The sequence below is a fragment of the Heyndrickxia sporothermodurans genome, from assembly GCF_003055045.1.
GTDB classification, from domain to species: domain Bacteria; phylum Bacillota; class Bacilli; order Bacillales; family Bacillaceae_C; genus Heyndrickxia; species Heyndrickxia sporothermodurans.
On record NZ_NAZB01000019.1, the window covers coordinates 26,874 to 45,125 of the forward strand.

At 35.5% G+C, this 18,252-nt stretch carries 21 protein-coding genes; 20 read left to right on the forward strand and 1 reads right to left on the reverse strand.

Annotated features, from left to right (window positions below; all coding sequences use genetic code 11):
• The first annotated feature begins 7 nt into the window (after positions 1–7).
• The 12 genes from B5V89_RS07735 (at position 8) to B5V89_RS07790 (ending at position 10,563) form a co-directional block, all read left to right on the forward strand.
• Entirely contained in the window at positions 8–841 is an 834-nt protein-coding gene (locus B5V89_RS07735) for a purine-nucleoside phosphorylase (protein ID WP_108071316.1), read from the forward strand.
• Positions 838–2,145, forward strand: coding sequence for a pyrimidine-nucleoside phosphorylase (locus B5V89_RS07740; RefSeq protein WP_108071318.1), 1,308 nt, complete (start codon positions 838–840; stop codon positions 2,143–2,145). The genes B5V89_RS07735 and B5V89_RS07740 overlap by 4 nt, the downstream gene beginning before the upstream one ends.
• Before the next feature lie 142 nt (positions 2,146–2,287).
• On the forward strand, positions 2,288–3,448 hold the full coding sequence (locus B5V89_RS07745) for a D-alanyl-D-alanine carboxypeptidase family protein (protein ID WP_108071320.1): 1,161 nt from the start codon (positions 2,288–2,290) through the stop codon (positions 3,446–3,448).
• A gap of 168 nt (positions 3,449–3,616) precedes the next feature.
• The gene (gene spoIIAA / locus B5V89_RS07750; protein ID WP_066228818.1) at positions 3,617–3,967 is read left to right on the forward strand and encodes an anti-sigma F factor antagonist; all 351 of its coding nucleotides are present in this window, start codon (positions 3,617–3,619) and stop codon (positions 3,965–3,967) included.
• A 3-nt stretch (positions 3,968–3,970) separates the two neighbouring features.
• Positions 3,971–4,411, forward strand: a complete 441-nt coding sequence (spoIIAB, locus tag B5V89_RS07755; RefSeq protein ID WP_066228815.1) for an anti-sigma F factor — start codon at positions 3,971–3,973, stop codon at positions 4,409–4,411.
• A gap of 12 nt (positions 4,412–4,423) precedes the next feature.
• Positions 4,424–5,182, forward strand: a complete 759-nt coding sequence (gene sigF / locus B5V89_RS07760) for an RNA polymerase sporulation sigma factor SigF (RefSeq protein ID WP_066228813.1) — start codon at positions 4,424–4,426, stop codon at positions 5,180–5,182.
• A gap of 86 nt (positions 5,183–5,268) precedes the next feature.
• Positions 5,269–5,889: a stage V sporulation protein AA gene (locus tag B5V89_RS07765; RefSeq protein WP_066228810.1), complete on the forward strand. Its 621-nt coding sequence runs from the start codon at positions 5,269–5,271 to the stop codon at positions 5,887–5,889.
• On the forward strand, positions 5,876–6,301 hold the full coding sequence (locus B5V89_RS07770; protein ID WP_373454642.1) for a stage V sporulation protein AB: 426 nt from the start codon (positions 5,876–5,878) through the stop codon (positions 6,299–6,301). Before B5V89_RS07765 ends, B5V89_RS07770 begins: the two co-directional genes overlap by 14 nt.
• Before the next feature lie 45 nt (positions 6,302–6,346).
• Positions 6,347–6,919 (forward strand): stage V sporulation protein SpoVABEA, encoded by a 573-nt coding sequence (spoVAEA, locus tag B5V89_RS07775; protein ID WP_066228803.1) that lies wholly within the window; start codon positions 6,347–6,349, stop codon positions 6,917–6,919.
• Positions 6,909–8,390 carry a spore germination protein gene (locus tag B5V89_RS07780; RefSeq protein ID WP_108071322.1) on the forward strand — a complete coding sequence of 494 codons (1,482 nt, stop codon included), beginning with the start codon at positions 6,909–6,911 and terminating at the stop codon, positions 8,388–8,390. Before spoVAEA ends, B5V89_RS07780 begins: the two co-directional genes overlap by 11 nt.
• A 140-nt stretch (positions 8,391–8,530) precedes the next feature.
• A complete protein-coding gene (gene lysA, locus B5V89_RS07785) occupies positions 8,531–9,850 on the forward strand; it encodes a diaminopimelate decarboxylase (RefSeq protein WP_108071325.1) in 1,320 nt (439 codons plus the stop codon).
• Positions 9,851–10,209: 359 nt separating this feature from the next.
• Positions 10,210–10,563: a GNAT family N-acetyltransferase gene (locus B5V89_RS07790; RefSeq protein WP_108071327.1), complete on the forward strand. Its 354-nt coding sequence runs from the start codon at positions 10,210–10,212 to the stop codon at positions 10,561–10,563.
• A 71-nt stretch (positions 10,564–10,634) separates the two neighbouring features.
• On the opposite strand, the gene B5V89_RS07795 is transcribed toward B5V89_RS07790, so the two are convergent.
• Entirely contained in the window at positions 10,635–11,183 is a 549-nt protein-coding gene (locus B5V89_RS07795; RefSeq protein WP_108071329.1) for a DUF309 domain-containing protein, read from the reverse strand.
• A gap of 238 nt (positions 11,184–11,421) precedes the next feature.
• On the opposite strand from B5V89_RS07795, the gene B5V89_RS07800 reads away from it, so the two are divergent.
• The 8 genes from B5V89_RS07800 (at position 11,422) to resB (ending at position 18,240) form a co-directional block, all read left to right on the forward strand.
• The gene (locus B5V89_RS07800; RefSeq protein ID WP_108071331.1) at positions 11,422–12,177 is read left to right on the forward strand and encodes a segregation/condensation protein A; all 756 of its coding nucleotides are present in this window, start codon (positions 11,422–11,424) and stop codon (positions 12,175–12,177) included.
• The gene (scpB, locus tag B5V89_RS07805) at positions 12,164–12,766 is read left to right on the forward strand and encodes an SMC-Scp complex subunit ScpB (RefSeq protein ID WP_108071333.1); all 603 of its coding nucleotides are present in this window, start codon (positions 12,164–12,166) and stop codon (positions 12,764–12,766) included. The genes B5V89_RS07800 and scpB overlap by 14 nt, the downstream gene beginning before the upstream one ends.
• A gap of 116 nt (positions 12,767–12,882) precedes the next feature.
• Positions 12,883–13,995, forward strand: a complete 1,113-nt coding sequence (locus B5V89_RS07810) for a D-alanyl-D-alanine carboxypeptidase family protein (RefSeq protein ID WP_108071335.1) — start codon at positions 12,883–12,885, stop codon at positions 13,993–13,995.
• Positions 13,988–14,581: a nucleoside recognition domain-containing protein gene (locus tag B5V89_RS07815; RefSeq protein ID WP_107921204.1), complete on the forward strand. Its 594-nt coding sequence runs from the start codon at positions 13,988–13,990 to the stop codon at positions 14,579–14,581. Before B5V89_RS07810 ends, B5V89_RS07815 begins: the two co-directional genes overlap by 8 nt.
• Before the next feature lies 1 nt (position 14,582).
• Positions 14,583–15,113 carry a spore maturation protein gene (locus tag B5V89_RS07820; RefSeq protein WP_108071337.1) on the forward strand — a complete coding sequence of 177 codons (531 nt, stop codon included), beginning with the start codon at positions 14,583–14,585 and terminating at the stop codon, positions 15,111–15,113.
• A 122-nt stretch (positions 15,114–15,235) separates the two neighbouring features.
• On the forward strand, positions 15,236–15,970 hold the full coding sequence (rluB, locus tag B5V89_RS07825) for a 23S rRNA pseudouridine(2605) synthase RluB (RefSeq protein ID WP_108071339.1): 735 nt from the start codon (positions 15,236–15,238) through the stop codon (positions 15,968–15,970).
• A 98-nt stretch (positions 15,971–16,068) separates the two neighbouring features.
• The gene (gene resA / locus B5V89_RS07830) at positions 16,069–16,602 is read left to right on the forward strand and encodes a thiol-disulfide oxidoreductase ResA (protein ID WP_108071341.1); all 534 of its coding nucleotides are present in this window, start codon (positions 16,069–16,071) and stop codon (positions 16,600–16,602) included.
• Between the two features lie 12 nt (positions 16,603–16,614).
• Positions 16,615–18,240, forward strand: coding sequence for a cytochrome c biogenesis protein ResB (resB, locus tag B5V89_RS07835; protein WP_108071343.1), 1,626 nt, complete (start codon positions 16,615–16,617; stop codon positions 18,238–18,240).
• The last annotated feature ends 12 nt before the right edge of the window (positions 18,241–18,252 follow it).

Sequence of the window (18,252 nt, forward strand, 5' to 3'; positions counted from 1 at the left end):
AAAACCGGTGGAATACAATTTAATTGAACAAGCATCATTATTTTTAAAAGAAAAGTTTAGTAATCAACCAAAGATTGGACTTATTTTAGGTTCCGGCCTTGGAGTTCTGGCAGATGAAATTGAAAACCCGTTAAAAATTCAATATAAAGACATTCCTAATTTTCCTATTTCAACCGTTGAAGGGCATGCTGGTCAATTAGTATTTGGAAAGTTAAGTGGAAAAGATGTTGTTGCGATGCAAGGAAGATTCCATTATTACGAAGGGTATTCATTTGATCAAGTAACATTTCCGGTTCGAGTGATGAAAGAACTTGGTGTTGAAGTGTTAGTTGTAACAAATGCTGCAGGTGGAGTAAACAAGGATTACGAACCTGGGGATCTCATGATTATTTCTGATCATATTAATAATATGGGCAGTAACCCTCTTATCGGTCCGAATGATGCAAGGTTCGGTGCGCGCTTTCCTGATATGTCTGAGGCATATAATAAAGAATTACGCTCTCAAGCTAAGGAGATAGCAAGTCAACTTAATATTAAAATTCAAGAAGGAGTATATGTAGGAAATACCGGTCCAACCTATGAAACTCCAGCAGAAGTTCGGATGATTCGAACACTGGGCGGAGATGCTGTAGGGATGTCGACGGTTCCGGAAGTCATTGTCGCTAGACATGCCGGCTTAAAAGTTCTAGGAATATCCTGTATTTCCAATATGGCCTCCGGGATATTAGATCAGCCATTAACACATGATGAAGTCATTGAAACGACGGAGAAAGTCCGAGCTGATTTTTTAACTTTTGTGAAAGAGATTGTCAAAAACATACAAGTTGGTGAAGAAAAATGAGAATGGTTGATTTAATAGAAAAAAAACGGGATGGCAAGGAACTCACGACTGAGGAAATTCAATTTATTATAGAAGGTTACACAAATAATACGATTCCGGATTATCAAATGAGTGCATTGACGATGGCGATTTATTTCCAAGGAATGAATGAACGTGAGCGAGCAGATTTAACGATGGCGATGGTCCATTCAGGAGATACCATTGATTTATCCGCGATTGAAGGGATTAAAGTAGATAAACACTCAACCGGGGGTGTTGGTGATACAACAACATTGGTTCTAGGACCTTTAGTAGCAGCCTTAGGCGTACCAGTAGCAAAAATGAGCGGTAGAGGCCTAGGACATACTGGTGGTACGATTGACAAACTAGAAGCAGTTAAAGGATTTCACGTTGAAATCGAAAATGATGAATTTATCCGACTTGTCAATGAAAATAAAATTGCCGTTATTGGTCAAAGTGGCAATTTAACTCCAGCAGATAAAAAGTTATACGCACTAAGAGATGTGACCGGAACTGTCAATAGCATTCCATTAATCGCGAGTTCAATTATGAGTAAAAAAATCGCAGCAGGTGCCGATGCCATTTGTTTAGATGTTAAAACCGGCGCCGGTGCATTTATGAAAACAATTGAAGATTCACGTGAGTTAGCCAAGGCGATGGTGAATATTGGGAACAATGTAGGCAGAAAAACGATGGCAGTCATCTCAGATATGAGCCAACCACTCGGGTTTGCAATTGGAAACGCACTCGAAGTGAAAGAAGCGATTGATACATTGCGTGGGGAAGGTCCAGAAGACTTAACAGAATTGTGTTTGACACTAGGAAGTCATATGGTTTACCTTGCTGGAAAGGCAGCAACTCTTGAAGAAGCGCGCCAAAAACTATTAGAAGTCATTTCAAATGGAAAGGCGTTGGAATCATTTAAAATATTTTTACAATCTCAAGGTGGGGACCCCGAGGTAGTTGACAATCCTTCCAAATTACCACAGGCAAAATATACATTCGATTTACCTTCACTTGAAGATGGATATGTTTCGGAAATTATTGCGGATGAAATTGGAACGGCAGCAATGATGCTAGGAGCAGGACGTGCAACAAAAGAATCAGTCATTGATTTAGCAGTTGGAATTGTTCTTCATAAAAAAATTGGAGACGAAGTGAAAAAAGGAGAAGCATTACTAACAATATATGCTAACCAAGAACAATTTGAAGATGTAAAAGAAAAGCTCTATGCCAATATTAAAATTTCAAAACAAAAAGTTACCGCTCCAATCTTGATTCATGAAGAGGTTGGAAAGGATTAATTTCTTTTTTACTGGATAAAAATGGGTCAGTTCATAAATGAACTGACCCATTTTTTATTTTTTTAGCTGTATAAAAAAACTAGAGATGGAAAAAATGGTGCTATGTATCTTGTTTAAAAAGAAAATCTTCGGAGGGGTCCAAATGAAAAAAGGTTTAAGTATTCTCGTTATTTATTTTTTAATGGCATCCATTCTCACTTCACAAGTGAAAGCTGCCGAAAAAACGACCGAATTAGCTTCGGATGCGAAATCTGCTATTTTAATCGAACGGGACACAGGAACAGTTTTATATGATAAAAATAGTCATGAAAAGCTTCCACCCGCATCGATGACAAAAGTGATGACAATGATTTTAATAATGGAAGCGCTTGAGCAAAAAAAGATCTCTTTAAATGAAAAAGTGCGTACTAGTGAATTTGCCGCTTCGATGGGAGGCTCTCAAATATTTCTTGAACCGGGGGAAGAAATGACGGTTGAAGAAATGTTGAGAGGCATTTCGATTGGTTCAGCAAACGATGCATCTGTCGCAATGGCTGAGAAGATTGCCGGCAGTGAAGAAGAGTTTGTAGAAATGATGAATAAAAAAGCTGCTGAACTTGGACTTAAAGATACAAAATTTCAAAATTCTACAGGGCTTCCTGAAAAGGACCATTATAGTTCGGCTCATGATATGGCCATAATGGCGAAAGACCTATTAAGACATGAAAACATTACAAATTTCACCGGAAAATATGAATCCTATTTACGCGAAAATACGGATAAAAAGTTTTGGCTCGTAAATACGAATAAACTTGTAAAATTTTATCCGGGTGTAGATGGTCTTAAAACTGGATTCACAAATGAAGCGAAATTTTGCTTAACAGCCACTGCGAAGAAAAACGGAATGCGTGTCATTGCTGTTGTATTTGGAGCACCTTCGACAAAAGTTAGAAATGCACAAGTAACGAAAATGCTAGATTACGCTTTTGCTATGTACACGACACACCCGTTATATAAAAAAGGACAATCATTAGGGAATGTAAAGGTTAGCAAAGGTGATACGAAACAAATACAAGCCATTACAAGTGAACCGATTTCGGTTTTAACTAAAAAAGGTGAAAAAGTCGATCACCTTAAAAAATCGATTAAATTGAATGGAAAATTAAAAGCACCAATCAAAAAAGGTGACCAAATAGGTACAATAACTGTGAAAAAAGATGGGAAAACACTTGTTCAATCAAAACTTGTTGCTAATAAAGATGTAAAACAAGCCGGTTGGTGGAAATTATTTAAACGTTCCTTTGGTATGTTTACTAATAGCTAATTAAAATAAATGGTTTGCCTTGCTCGAGGCCTAGTCAAGGCACTTACGCTTTTCTAACGTCGAACGAAGACTAATTATGACGATATACTTCTAGTTTTGTCAGGAAGAAGGATTATTGCAGTAAAAAATCGAATTGACTCAATATAAAGCTAAAAGGAGGCTTCGAAATTGAGTCTATCGATTGATTTAGAAGTGAAAAAAGATGTTCTTTGCATCCGGTTAAAAGGAGAATTAGATCATCATACAGCAGAAACATTAAGGGAAAATGTATCAAGTGCAATTGAAAAATTTCATATCCAACACCTTGTCTTGAATCTTGAGCAATTATCATTTATGGACAGCTCTGGTCTAGGCGTCATTTTAGGAAGATATAAACAAATCAAACAAAAAAATGGCGAAATGGTCGTTTGCGCAATCTCACCAGCGGTAAAACGTCTTTTTGAAATGTCTGGACTATTTAAAATTATACGTTTAGATGAATCAGAACAGTTTGCGCTGGAAAGATTGGGGGTTGCGTAATCGATGAGAAATGAAATGCAAATTCAATTCACCGCCTTAAGTCAAAATGAGTCCTTTGCCAGGGTCACTGTAGCAGCATTTATTGCTCAATTGGATCCTACCATTGATGAACTTACTGAAATAAAAACAGTTGTTTCCGAAGCAGTAACAAATGCTATTATTCATGGATATGAAGGGAATCCTGCAGGTATGGTCTATATTTCAGCAGCCATTGAAGATGGTGTTGTTGAATTAGTGATTCGTGATGAGGGGATTGGAATTCCTGATATTGAGGAAGCAAGACAACCACTATTTACAACGAAGCCGGAATTAGAACGTTCCGGAATGGGATTTACCATTATGGAAAACTTTATGGACGACATAGAAATAGAATCACAACCTAGAGTAGGCACCATTATTCGTTTAAAAAAGCATTTGGCCTTCAAAAAAGCCTTATGTAATTAAGGAGTCGTGCCTATGGATGTGGAACTTAAGAAAGAGAAAACTCAAGGCTTTCTGAAGGATCATGAAGTAAAAGAGTTAATTCACAAAAGCCAGGAAGGCGATCAAGATGCGCGCGACCAACTAGTCGAAAAGAATATTCGCCTTGTTTGGTCGGTCGTGCAACGTTTTTTAAATCGCGGCTATGATCCGGATGATTTATTTCAAATAGGCTGTATTGGATTATTGAAATCTGTAGATAAATTTGATTTATCATATGATGTTAAGTTTTCGACATATGCAGTTCCGATGATTATCGGAGAAATACAACGCTTTTTACGTGATGATGGTACAGTTAAGGTAAGTAGATCTTTAAAGGAAATTGGTAACCGTATCAGAAAAGCGAAAGACGAATTAACGAAAAGTTTTGGAAGGGTACCAACTGTAAATGAAATTGCCGACTTCCTTGAAATTTCTGCTGAAGATGTCATTATGGCTCAAGAGGCAGGCAGGACGCCATCTTCGATTCATGAAACAGTTTATGAAAACGATGGAGATCCCATTACACTTTTGGATCAAATTGCCGATCAAAATGATCAGAAATGGTTCGATAAAATTGCCTTAAAGGAAGCCATTAGAGGACTGGATGAACGGGAACGATTAATCGTTTATTTGCGATATTATAAGGATCAAACACAATCCGAGGTCGCAGAAAGATTAGGGATTTCACAAGTACAGGTATCTAGATTAGAGAAAAAAATATTAGAGCAGATGAAAGATCGCATGGGTTCATAGCCTGTGCGATTTTTTTCATGAATGAAAATGAGGCATTTCCACATACTACTATGTATCAAACACAAAATTTTTAGGGGTTGAAAGAAATGGAAAGTTTGATTTATTTGCGTCTTCGCTATCGTGTAGAGGTGAGGCCTGATAGCATAATTAAACTTTCAGATATCGCACAGATTATTGCGCCGGAAAATGATCTGGCAGCTTTAAAAAACCTGCCTGTTTATCAAGTGACAAAAAAAGATAAGAGTTCCGCAGTAATCGATATTATGGAGGTAATCAATGTTATTACTAAAAAATATGGAGAGGTTGATATCCAAACCATTGGTCCCACGCAGACAATCATTGAAATTATTTATAAAAAAAAGAAAGTTTCGATTCCGTTTTTCTTAGTAATCTGGATTCTCCTTTTTATAGGGTCTGCTTTAGCAATTATGAATTTTCATGAAGATGTAAGCATGAGAATCGTCCATCAGAAAATTTACCGAATGATCACGGGTCATGAGGTCTCAAAACCATTAATCCTTCAAATCCCTTATTCAATCGGCTTAGGATTGGGGATGATTATTTTCTTTAATCATATTTTTAAAAAACGCTTTAATGAAGAACCTAGCCCTCTGGAAGTCGAAATTTTTAATTATCAGCAAGATGTTGATCATTATGTCGCATTAAATGAAAACAAGGAAAGTATTAAGCGCCTTGACGATGATTAATACCATTCTTTTTTTCATTATTGGCCTTTCAGGCGGGTTAATAGTAGGTTGCGGGTTAGTTGCGTTTTTATCAGTACTTGGGATTATTCCGAGATTGGTTCAACTATCGAAAACAGCAAAAATGGTGTATCTGTACGAATGGGCTATTGTATTAGGCGCGATCTTAGGTGGCTGGGCTCAGCTAAGGGATGTTACGTTTCATTTAACCTTGTTATTGCTTATACCAATCGGACTAGGATGCGGTATATTTGTAGGAATGCTCGCTGCAGCTCTAACTGAAGTAATTAATGTCATCCCAATATTAGCTAAGCGAATAGGAATCGATGGGCATTTAATTATCGCTTTAATGGCAATTGTTTTTGGGAAGGTGTGCGGTTCTTTATTTCATTGGATCTATTTCGTCGATCATTAAATAATCATATCTAAATTAAAAACTTTAAATGGAAAGGATTTTCGTATGAATAGTAAACGAAAGGTGATATTAATTACAGATGGTGATGATTATGCGAGAAAAGCAATTGAAACAATTGCTAAAGATATCGGCGGCAGATGTATTTCACAGTCATACGGAAACCCTTCTCATTTATCTGGACATGAAATCGTTAACCAAATTAAAAAAGCTCCAGTCGATCCGGTGTTAGTTATGTTTGATGATAGCGGGTTTATAGGTGAAGGAAATGGAGAAGAGGCATTAATGATTGTCGCTACACATCCTGATATTGAAGTGCTTGGTGTGATAGCAGTTGCTTCAAAAACCCATCAAGCAGAATGGTCAAAAGTTGATGTATGTATTGATAGGGAAGGAAACTTGACCCCATACGGTGTCGATAAATATGGTATCCCCGAAATGGAATTAAAGAAAATTAATGGGGACACCGTCTATTGTCTTGATAAATTAAACGTACCGATAATTGTGGGTATTGGGGACATCGGAAAGATGGGGAAAATTGATCATTATACGAATGGCTCCCCAATAACGAGAAAAGCGGTTGATTTAGTATTAGAAAGGAGCGGGTATTATGACAAATGACCTAAATAGAAAAGAACCAATACCCAAAAATATCGAAGAACTGGAGAAGATATTTGAAAAAAGAATAGGATTGGGTGTAAGTTTTGATCTAGGTGTCCGACATATAAAGGTGTTAAAAAAGAATATTCAAATTTATTATATTAATGGATTAACCGATACAATATTTATCATCCATATTTTACGGGAATTAGTAGACTTAAATGGCTCGGATCGGCTTTCTAGTAAGATTTACGATATAATCCAAAATCGAATCGTAAATCAGTCGGTAGAAGTAGTGAAAACGATTGATGAAATGGCTGATCAAGTACTATCAGGATTGATTGCTATCGTTGTAGAAGGTGAAGGCGAAGCAATTATTGTTGATGTAAGAAGTTATCCAGGAAGACAGCCGATGGAACCTGATACAGAAAAAGTTGTTCGTGGATCACGTGATGGATATGTCGAAAATATTATCGTTAATACAGCTCTTACAAGAAGAAGAATTCGTGACGAACGATTGCGATTTGAAATTATGAAGGTGGGAGAACGTTCGAAAACGGACGTTGCCATTGGCTATATTGAAGGTGTAGCAAATCCCGATTTAGTAAAAACAGTTAAAAAGGAATTAAAAACAATTGATGTTGATGGAATTACAATGGCAGATAAAACGATTGAAGAATTCCTTCTAAAACAAGGATATAATCCTTATCCGCTTGTCCGCTATACAGAGAGAGCTGATGTCGGTTCCATTCATTTATTAGAGGGTCATGTATTAATTTTTATTGATACTTCACCAAGTGTTATGGTTACACCCGCAACCTTTTTTCACCATCTTCAGCACGCCGAGGAGTACCGACAATCAGCAGCTGTTGGAACCTTTATTCGTTGGGTTCGTTACCTAGGGGTGCTTGCGTCCATTTTTTTACTGCCATTATGGTATTTATTTGCTATTGAACCTAGTTTACTGCCTGAGCATTTAGAGTTCATTGGACCGAATAAACAAAAAAATATTCCGTTAATTTTGCAAATATTTATCGCAGATATGGGGATTGAATTTTTAAGAATTGCCGCCATACATACACCAACCCCTTTGGCTACGGCGATGGGATTAATTGCCGCTGTTTTAATTGGTCAAATTGCTGTTGATGTTGGTTTATTTGTATCGGAAGTAATTCTATATGTGTCGGTTGCGGCTATAGGCACATACGCGACACCAAGTTATGAATTAAGTGTAGCAAATAAAATTGCTAGGGTAGTATTGATGCTACTTGTTGCCTTCTTTAAATTACCTGGCTTATTAATAGGTGGAACCCTTTTTGTCATTTATTTAGCACATATTCGCGCATTAAATGCACCATATTTATGGCCATTTATTCCATTTAATCCACAAGCGATTACTCATATTTTAATTCGGAGAACGGTACCGGGATCGAAAATTAGACCGAGTATTGTGCATCCACGAGATCGTTTTCGTCAACCGGCTGATAAGTAAAACCAACCATTGCGAAAATGTACGTTTTATGATAAAGTTTAGCTAATTTATTATAAATATTGAATAAATAGACAGTTTGTCCTATTTGACAACTGTCTATTTATTCTTAAAAGGATTTTACATAGAAATGAGGAAAACTAATGTATTTTCATGGTACTTCAAAAATAAATGAAAACAACCATCTTGAAATTGGTGGCGTCGATACAGTTGAATTAGTTAAAAAATATGGAACGCCTATATATGTGTATGATGTTGCTTTAATACGTGACCGTGCCAGAGGGTTTAAACAAACCTTTGATAAGCTAGGGATAAAATCACAGGTAGCATATGCTAGTAAAGCATTTTCTTCAATCGCCATGCTAAATTTAGCACAAGAAGAAGGATTATCGTTAGATGTTGTATCAGGCGGGGAATTATATACAGCAATTGCGGCTAAGTTTCCGGCGGATCGTATCCATTTTCATGGTAATAACAAAAGTAAAGAAGAATTAGAATTAGCCCTAGATTACAATATAGGCTGTATTGTTGTAGATAATTTTTATGAACTAGAATTGCTTGAGCAGCTCACACTGGAAAGAAATACCCAAATCGCAATCTTACTTCGTGTAACACCAGGAATTGAGGCACATACCCATGATTACATTTTGACTGGTCAGGAAGACTCGAAATTCGGGTTTGATTTACAAAATGGCCAAGCGGAAGAAGCCCTTAGAAAATCACTAGAATCAAAGCACTTTAAGGTGTTAGGGCTTCATTGTCATATTGGTTCACAAATTTTTGAGACAACTGGATTTATTCTTGCCGCGAATAAAATTATCGAAAAGTTAGTTGAGTGGAATGAAAAGTATTCATATTTTCCATCTGTTTTAAATTTAGGCGGGGGATTTGGAATCCGCTATACGAGTGAGGACGCGCCATTAACCCCAGATAATTATGTAAAGGAAATTATTATAGAAGTGCAGAAGCAAACTAACTCCCATCAACTCCCTATGCCCGAAATTTGGATTGAACCAGGCAGATCACTAGTGGGTGAAGCAGGTACAACATTATATACTGTTGGGTCTAACAAAGACGTACCAAATGTACGAAAATATATAGCGGTTGACGGTGGAATGAGTGATAATATTAGACCAGCACTCTATGAAGCAAAATATGAAGCTGTATTAGCCAATCGAGCTTTAGATAGTGTGGAAGAAACGTATTCCATTGCTGGAAAGTGCTGTGAATCAGGTGATATGTTAATTTGGGATCTCCCATTGCCTAATGCGCAAAGTAAGGATATTTTAGCGGTATTTTGCACGGGCGCCTATGGATATTCAATGGCAAATAATTATAATCGAATACCGAGACCACCAGTAGTGTTCGTTGAAAATGGCGAAGACCAACTTGTTGTAAAACGAGAAACCTATGAAGATATTATCAAATTAGATCTGCCTCTCCATAGTAAGATTAATTTATAATTTTTTCCGGCTCATTTGCATATTTTTCATATCTACAATTGAGCTGAAAAATATACCCACTACCCAATTAGCAGAAATTTGAATATGTTACATCATTTTTTTGTGATTGCGTAAAGCATTTAAAATCGATACAATAGAGGGCGAATGACTTATTACATTAGATGATTTTATGGAAATAGGAGTGTGCTCTTTGAAAAAAAATAATATTTTGCTATTTATTCTAATCCTTGTTTTAGCTTTTGGATGGGGACTCTACTATTGGTTGTACATCGTTTAATTATAGTGTTTAATATTGCCTGTCGATGTTTATAATGATAGGAAAGTATTCATAATATGTAGAAGGATAACGAGGGATATGCATGCTAATTCGATATAAAAAAGCTTTTGAAAAAATTGCTATGGGACTTCTGTCTTTCATGCCAAATGAAAAAGATATAAAAAAGCTGCAACAAACAATAAAACAATATGAAAATGAGGAAAATTGGCAGCTTTTTTTATGGAAAATAGAAGATGATGTAATTGGATTAATTGGGGTTCAATTAAAAGATCAGTTGGTTGAAATTCAACATATATCAGTAAATCCTTCTCACCGCAATCAGGGTGTAGGAAAGAATATGCTAAAATCTATAAAGCAGATTTACGAAGGAAAAACAATTTTGCCAAATGAATACACGGCAGCATTTTGTGAAAACTGTAACGATGAAGAAGTGTAAGGCTGATCAATAGTGTTTGATTCATGATAATGAAACGGGGATTTATCGTTTTATTATGTGTCAGCCTTATTTTATTTTTTAAGTTGTAATTTTCGTTCTCTCTCCAAACGTTTAGTTATGGCTGAGAGATACCTTTCCATTTCGATACTTGTCCGATCTCGTACTGCGTGTCGATGAATAATTGTGTAGTCATCTCCCGCGTTTTGTTCTCCCCATCTAAACCCTAGCTCCTTACATTTACTTTTACATATAGTAAGTAACCCTTCATCATTAATTTTCATATTGATACTTTCGTATTCCTCATTATTTTTCATTCTTGTAAGCTGTGTATTCATTTTATTAAATAGATCATTCACATCTATCTTTAATGTGATAAGAATATTTTTATTTTCAATTAAATTATTTAATGCTTTTTTCAGTAAACGGATGCCGCCAACAATATTCGAGCGTCGATAATGGTATTGCGAAACGGCTAATTGAATTAAGCCAACCCATACTGAATGGCGATTTTTGATATCGGTTAGTTTCCAATGTTCTTCTAAAAGTTCATGGCACTCAAAATAATCTCTATCTCCGTGAAAATGCACTAAATATTCAATATATGCTTCCGGAATTTTCATTACATAACTCACTCACTTTCAACTTATGTAAGTGTAACATAAATTACTGTTTATTTTATACATATAGCTAGGAAAATCATTTCCAAAAAGCTTATTTATTGGGATTGTTTTAATATGGAGTTGCATAATTTTGGTACAAAAACCGTATGGAAAAATTTTTATTGGACTGCAGAAGATATTCCACTATACTAATAATATTGGGGTTATTTTTTACTAGAGGCATGAAATTGGTGATAAGATGGAATATAATGTGAAAATTGATGCATTTGAAGGACCTTTAGATTTACTTCTGCATTTAATTAATCGGTTAGAAATCGATATTTATGATATACCTATGGCTGAAATCTCTGAACAATACTTATTATTTATTCATACGATGAAGGAATTGGAATTGGATGTTGCTAGTGAATATTTAGTTATGGCAGCAACATTACTCGCAATTAAAAGTAAAATGTTACTTCCTAAATATGAAGATGAATTGGAAGATGAGTTTGAATATGAAGAAGATCCTAGGGATGATTTAGTTGAAAAACTAGTAGAATATCGAAAATATAAAGAAGCAGCTATCGAGCTAAAGCAAATGGAGCAGGAACGTGGACAAATGTTTACAAAACCTCCAAGTGATTTAACGGAATATATGAAAGATATCCCTTCGGATCAATTTCAAGGGGATGTTTCTATATATGATATGATAGGGGCGTTGAATAAATTATTGCGCAGAAAAAAGTTGCAAAAGCCACTATCGACAAAAATCACAAGACAGGAAATATCAATTGAAAGCCGTATGGAAGAAATATTAAAAGATCTTACGATTGAAAAGGGCAAGCAAAATTTTAATACACTCTTTCCTGTACCTGAAAAAAATCATGTGGTCATTACATTTCTTGCTATTTTGGAATTAATGAAACGAAATGAAATTTATGTTGAGCAAGATGGCAATTTTGAAGATATTTTCGTAGCAAGGATGGGAGCGAGTATGATTGGAACAAATTAATTGGAAAGGCATATTGGAAAGCTTACTTTTTGCTGCTGGGGATGAAGGTTTGTCATTAAAACAAATAATGACAGTTATGGAGCTTGAAGAATTTCAAGCGATCGAACTAGTTGAACAATTGAAACAGGATTATGAAATGCAAAATGACCGCGGAATTGTTATTGTCGAGCTGGCGGGTACCTATCAATTAGTAACGAAGAAAGAAAACTCACTTTATTTGAAAAGACTAGTTGAATCTCCGGGAATGAGTACACTTTCACAAGCAGCATTGGAAACACTTGCCATTATTTCTTACAAACAACCTATAACAAGAATTGAGATCGAAGATATACGCGGAGTGAAAACGGAACGTCCATTGCAAACTCTTACTTCTAAAGGTTTGATAAAGGAAGTTGGTCGTGCAAATGGTGCAGGAAGAGCTAGATTATATGGAACTACGAAAGAATTTCTCGATTATTTTGGACTAAAAGATATTAAAGAATTACCTCCTCTCCCTGAACCAACAGACAATGACTTTGAACGGGACGACGCGGATCTATTTTTTGAAAAATTCCAAGAAACATTGGAAACAAATTTAGATACAGAATAGTACAGGTTCCAAGGCTATTTGCAAACGCAAATAGCCTTTTTTTATTCATAACTATCCTTGTCCATTCATAAACTTGTACAAAATACATGTTCATAATAGAGAAGAGGAGCAACTGTATGAAACGTTTTTTTCTATTCGCTATTTTTATTATGTTTATATTGGCCAGCCCCGGAAAGTCTTTTGCTGCTGCACCTTCAGTTACAGCCGCAAGCGCTATTTTGATGGACCAAGATAGTGGAAGAGTTTTATACGAAAAAAATGCAAATGATGTACGAAGGATAGCCTCTATTACGAAAATAATGACGGCTATCCTAGCAATTGAATCGGGAAAGTTAGATGAAAATACCAAAATTAGTGACACAGCTGTTCGAACGGAAGGTTCATCGATTTATTTAAAACCGGGAGATACGATGAAACTAAAGGATTTAGTGTATGGTTTAATGTTGCGATCGGGAAATGATGCTGCCAATGCGATTGCTGAATGTGTAGGGGGAAGTATTGAGGGATTTGTTTTTTTAATGAACCAAAAGGCAAAAGAAATTGGAATGGTTAACACACATTTTGCGAATCCCAATGGTCTAGATAACAAAGAAGATCATTTTTCAACTGCATATGATATGGCACTTTTGACGCGATATGCAATGCAAAATAAAACATACAGAGAGATTTCTGGAACTAAGTTTTATAAAGGATGGGGAAATAAAAATCGATTATTAACAGAAAAGTATAAATACACGACAGGTGGGAAAACCGGTTTTACAAAACGTGCGAAAAGAACTTTAGTTACAACAGCAACAAAAGACCATCAAAATCTAATTGCGGTTACATTAAATGGTCCTGATGATTGGAATGATCATATAAATATGTTTGAGTACGGTTTTAAATATTTTGATACAACCATCGTATTGGACAAAGGTTTGATTGAAGGTATTAACAACAAGTATTTGAAAAATCATGTTTATATTAAAAATCCCGTCTTATATTCACTAACAAACAAAGAAAAAAAAGAGATTTCAATAGAAATGAAACTATTAAATTCTCAAAAAAATTGGAAGGACGCAAGGAATATTCCAAAAATCGTTGGAAAAGCAGTCGTTTATAAGGGGAACGAAGAAATTAAATCGGTACCCATTTATTATAAGCATGAGAATGTAGAAAAAAAGAAAGGATGGTTCGGTTACTTTATTCAATTATTTTCGATCCATTTAGGTGTAAAGGAGAATGGTTAATTATATTTGGATTGGTATGACATTAATCGGTTTGGTTTTCGCGGCTATTAATGGAAAAATGAAAGATGTCAATGAAGCTATTTTTCAATCAGCTAATGAAGCAGTTACCCTTTGTATTGGGCTGATTAGCATTCTTGTATTTTGGCTAGGCATCATGAGAATTGCCCAAGATTCAGGACTTTTGGATAAATTCTCGCGTTTATTTCGTCCGATTATTAAACGACTATTCCCTGAAGTCCCTGAAAATCATCCAGCGATGGGATATATTTTATCCAACATCATTGCTAATATGTTTGGTCTTGGCAATGCCGCCACACCGTTAGGAATAAAAGCTATGGAGCAATTAAAGGAGTTAAATGGCGGTAGACCCGTTGCCAGTCGATCGATGATTACTTTTTTGGCATTAAATACATCCGGACTTACATTAATACCGACAACGGTTATTGCAATAAGAATGAATTATCACTCTGCATCACCAACTGAAATTGTTGGCCCAACATTATTGGCTACAACAATAGCGACCATTGCTGCTATTTTGATAGACCGCTACTATTATTATAAAAGAACCCGCAATGGGGTGAAATAATATGTATATACTGTCAATTGTATCAATTTGGATCATTCCTATTCTAATTGGTTTTATATTAATATATAGCGTCAAGAAAAAAACGCCTGCATATGAGAGTTTTGTAGATGGTGGGAAAGAAGGAATAAAGATAGCTGTATCAATTATTCCATTTCTTGTTGGAATGCTAGTAGCAATTACTGTATTTCGATCCTCCGGTGCTTTAGATTTTTTGGTCCAGCTACTTAGACCTGTTCTAGACTTTTTAGGTGTTCCATCAGAAATTGTTCCTTTAGCCTTAATCCGTCCAATATCGGGAAATGCTGCATTAGGAATTATGAGTGATATTCTTAAAGTACATGGTCCAGATACTTTTATTGGTAAATTGGCTTCAACTATACAAGGAAGCACAGATACTACCTTATATGTGTTAACCGTTTACTTCGGTGCGGTTGGTATAAAAAAAATGGGGGATGCGTTAAAAGTCGGCCTACTAGCTGATTTAGTAGGAATAAGTGCAGCGATAATCATCATAACTTGGATGTTTGGTTAAAATAGCCGAATATCCGAGTTTTTTTATTTCACTGAGATTACTCATTTCTTTGCTTTTTTAACTTGATATGTAATAATTCATAAAGAATATGCTTTGAAAAAATAGATGAGGTGGAAAATAGAATGGAACGTCTTCAAAAAGTTATTGCACAAGCAGGGGTTGCCTCTCGTCGCAAGGCGGAAGAATTAATCGTGGAAGGAAAAGTGAAAGTAAACGGAAAAGTTATACGTGAGCTCGGTACGAAAGTTTCTCCCAATGATAAAGTAGAAGTTAATGAAATTCCTCTTGAAAGAGAAGAAAAAGTATATATATTAATGTACAAGCCTAGAGGTGTCATATCTGCTGTTAAGGACGATAAAAATCGAAAAGTTGTAATCGATTTTCTCCCGGAAATAAAGGAAAGAGTGTATCCTATCGGACGTTTAGATTACGATACTTCTGGATTATTACTATTAACAAATGATGGTGAGTTTGCAAATTTGCTAATGCATCCACGATACGAAATTAACAAAACATATGTGGCAAAAATTAAAGGAATCCCAACTAGACAATCATTAAAACAATTAGAAAAAGGTGTTAAATTAGAGGATGGTATAACAGCTCCTGCAAAGGCTAAATTACTATCCGCCGATAAAAAAACACAAAAATCGATTGTAGAATTAACGATCCATGAAGGGAAAAATCGCCAAGTCCGCAGAATGTTCGAAGCAATCGGGCATCCAGTTCAAAAGCTAAAGCGCGAACGTTACGCATTTTTAAATTTACACAGCCTAAATGCAGGGGAAAGCCGAGAACTAACTCCACATGAGGTTAAACAACTTAGAGCACTGGCGGAAACAGGAACAGGACTGCAATAAAGGTTCACATAACCTTCAAATTATGCTAATTAGCATGTTTTGGGGGAATGATATAATAGTAATTATAATGTGACGAATTTTCGATTGGAGGTTGCGAAATGTCACAAAAGAAAAAACAAAGATTAATCATTAGAACAGTCATTTTACTTGTATTAATCTCTGCTGTTGCTTACACTTTATATGCAAATCTAACGAAAGATAGTCGTGGAGAAATAAAAGTGGGAGATAAGGCACCGGATTTTGTTTTACAAGATATGTCTGGAACGAAACATAGATTATCAGACTACCGCGGAAAAGGAGTATTTTTAAATTTTTGGGGCACATGGTGTGTTCCGTGTCAGAAAGAAATGCCTTATATGGTCGACTTATATAAAGATTTTAAAAAACAAGGGGTCGAGATTTTAGCCGTAAATGTTGGAGAATCTAACTTCTTGGTAAATAAGTTTATTAAAGATTATGAGCTGAATTTTCCTGTATTAATAGATAAAAGCAGGGACGTTCAAAATGCATACGGAATTGATCCCATTCCAACTTCCTTTTTTATTGATTCCAGCGGTAAAGTAACACAAATTGTTGTTGATACAATGACAAAAAAAGAAATTCAACACTTAATGGAGAGTATTAAACCTTAAGGAGTTTTATGTATGAAGGAAATAAAATGTGAGTGTGGTCATGTAAACCCAATTGGTACCATACTTTGTGAATCTTGCGGGAGAGCCTTAACTGAAGAAGCAAAACGAGATAAACTCCATGATATGCGTTATGAAGGAAGTGCTCGTCGTTCACAAACATATAATAAAACAATTATTGATAAAATCTGGAACTTTTTTTCATCTGTAAAAGTTGGGGTTTGGCTAATTGTCATTACATTAATAGCTAGTGCTATAGGGACCATTCTTCCGCAAAAAGAATACATACAGCAAAATATCCCGCCCGAACAATATTATAAAGAAGAGTACGGATGGGTTGGACAATTATGGTACAACTTAGGTTTCCAAGATCTTTATAGTTCTTGGTGGTACTTGCTTTTAATTGCTAGTATCGGTATATCATTAGTAATCTGTAGTCTCGATCGTTTTATCCCGCTCCATCGTGCTTTGAAAAATCAAAAAGTATCTCGACATGAAGGATTTTTAAAACGTCAACGACTGTTTTCACGATCTAATATTGAAGTATCAGATGAAGTGTTTGATTCAATCAAACAAAAATTGAAATCAAAAAGATACAAAATCCGCGAAGAAAATGGGAATATTTTAGCGGAAAAAGGGCGATTCTCGAGATGGGGACCGTACGTTAATCATATCGGTCTAATCATATTTCTTATCGGGGGAATGCTTCGATTTGTTCCCGGTATGTATGTCGACGAAACTTTATCGATTCGTGAAGGAGAAAAAAAGGTTATTCCAGGTACCCATTCACAATATGTACTTGAGAATAAAAAATTCATTTTAGAAAAATACGACAATAAGAAAGATAAAGAAACATTTAATCAAGCAATTAGTCGGGTTGGAAACGTAGCGAAAAACTTCCAATCAAATGTCACATTATATGAACGGGTAGATGGCGGGATAGCTGGAGAATCCGATAAACTAAAAAAGGTAAAAGACTTTTCAATCAAAGTAAATAAACCGTTAAAAATGGATCATTATGCACTTTATCAAATGTCTTACCAATTAGATGAATTAAAAGCAATGTCATTTGAATTACAAAATAAAGCCAATGGAAAATCGATGGGAAATCTTAAAGTGGATTTATTTGATCCAAAAGATGTTTATGATTTGAAAAATGGGTATAAAGTAGAGTTAATAGGATATTATCCTGATTTTTCAGGTTTTGCTAAAAATGGTGAACCACAAACAAAAACATCTGTACCTAATAATCCGGCATTTTTGTTTAGAATGTATTCACCTGAACATCCGAAAGGTGAAGTGAGCTTTGTCGCAATTAAACAAAATGTTGAGCCATTGGGAGAAAATGACTATAAAATGGCGTTCAAATCAATTGATACGAGAAATATTTCAGTGTTAACGGTCCGTAAAGATTTGACGTTATGGATACTTGCTTTAGGTGGTTTCATCTTTATGATCGGTGTCATCCAAGGGATGTATTGGAATCATCGAAGAATTTGGTTACAACGTGTCAATGGAGAAGTATTGATTGCGGCACATACAAATAAAAACTGGTTTGGAATAAAGAATGAAATTAAATATGCACTGAAAGATACAAATATTCCAGAACCGATTGATCAACAAGAAAAGAAAAAAGAGTAACATTAAGGAGGG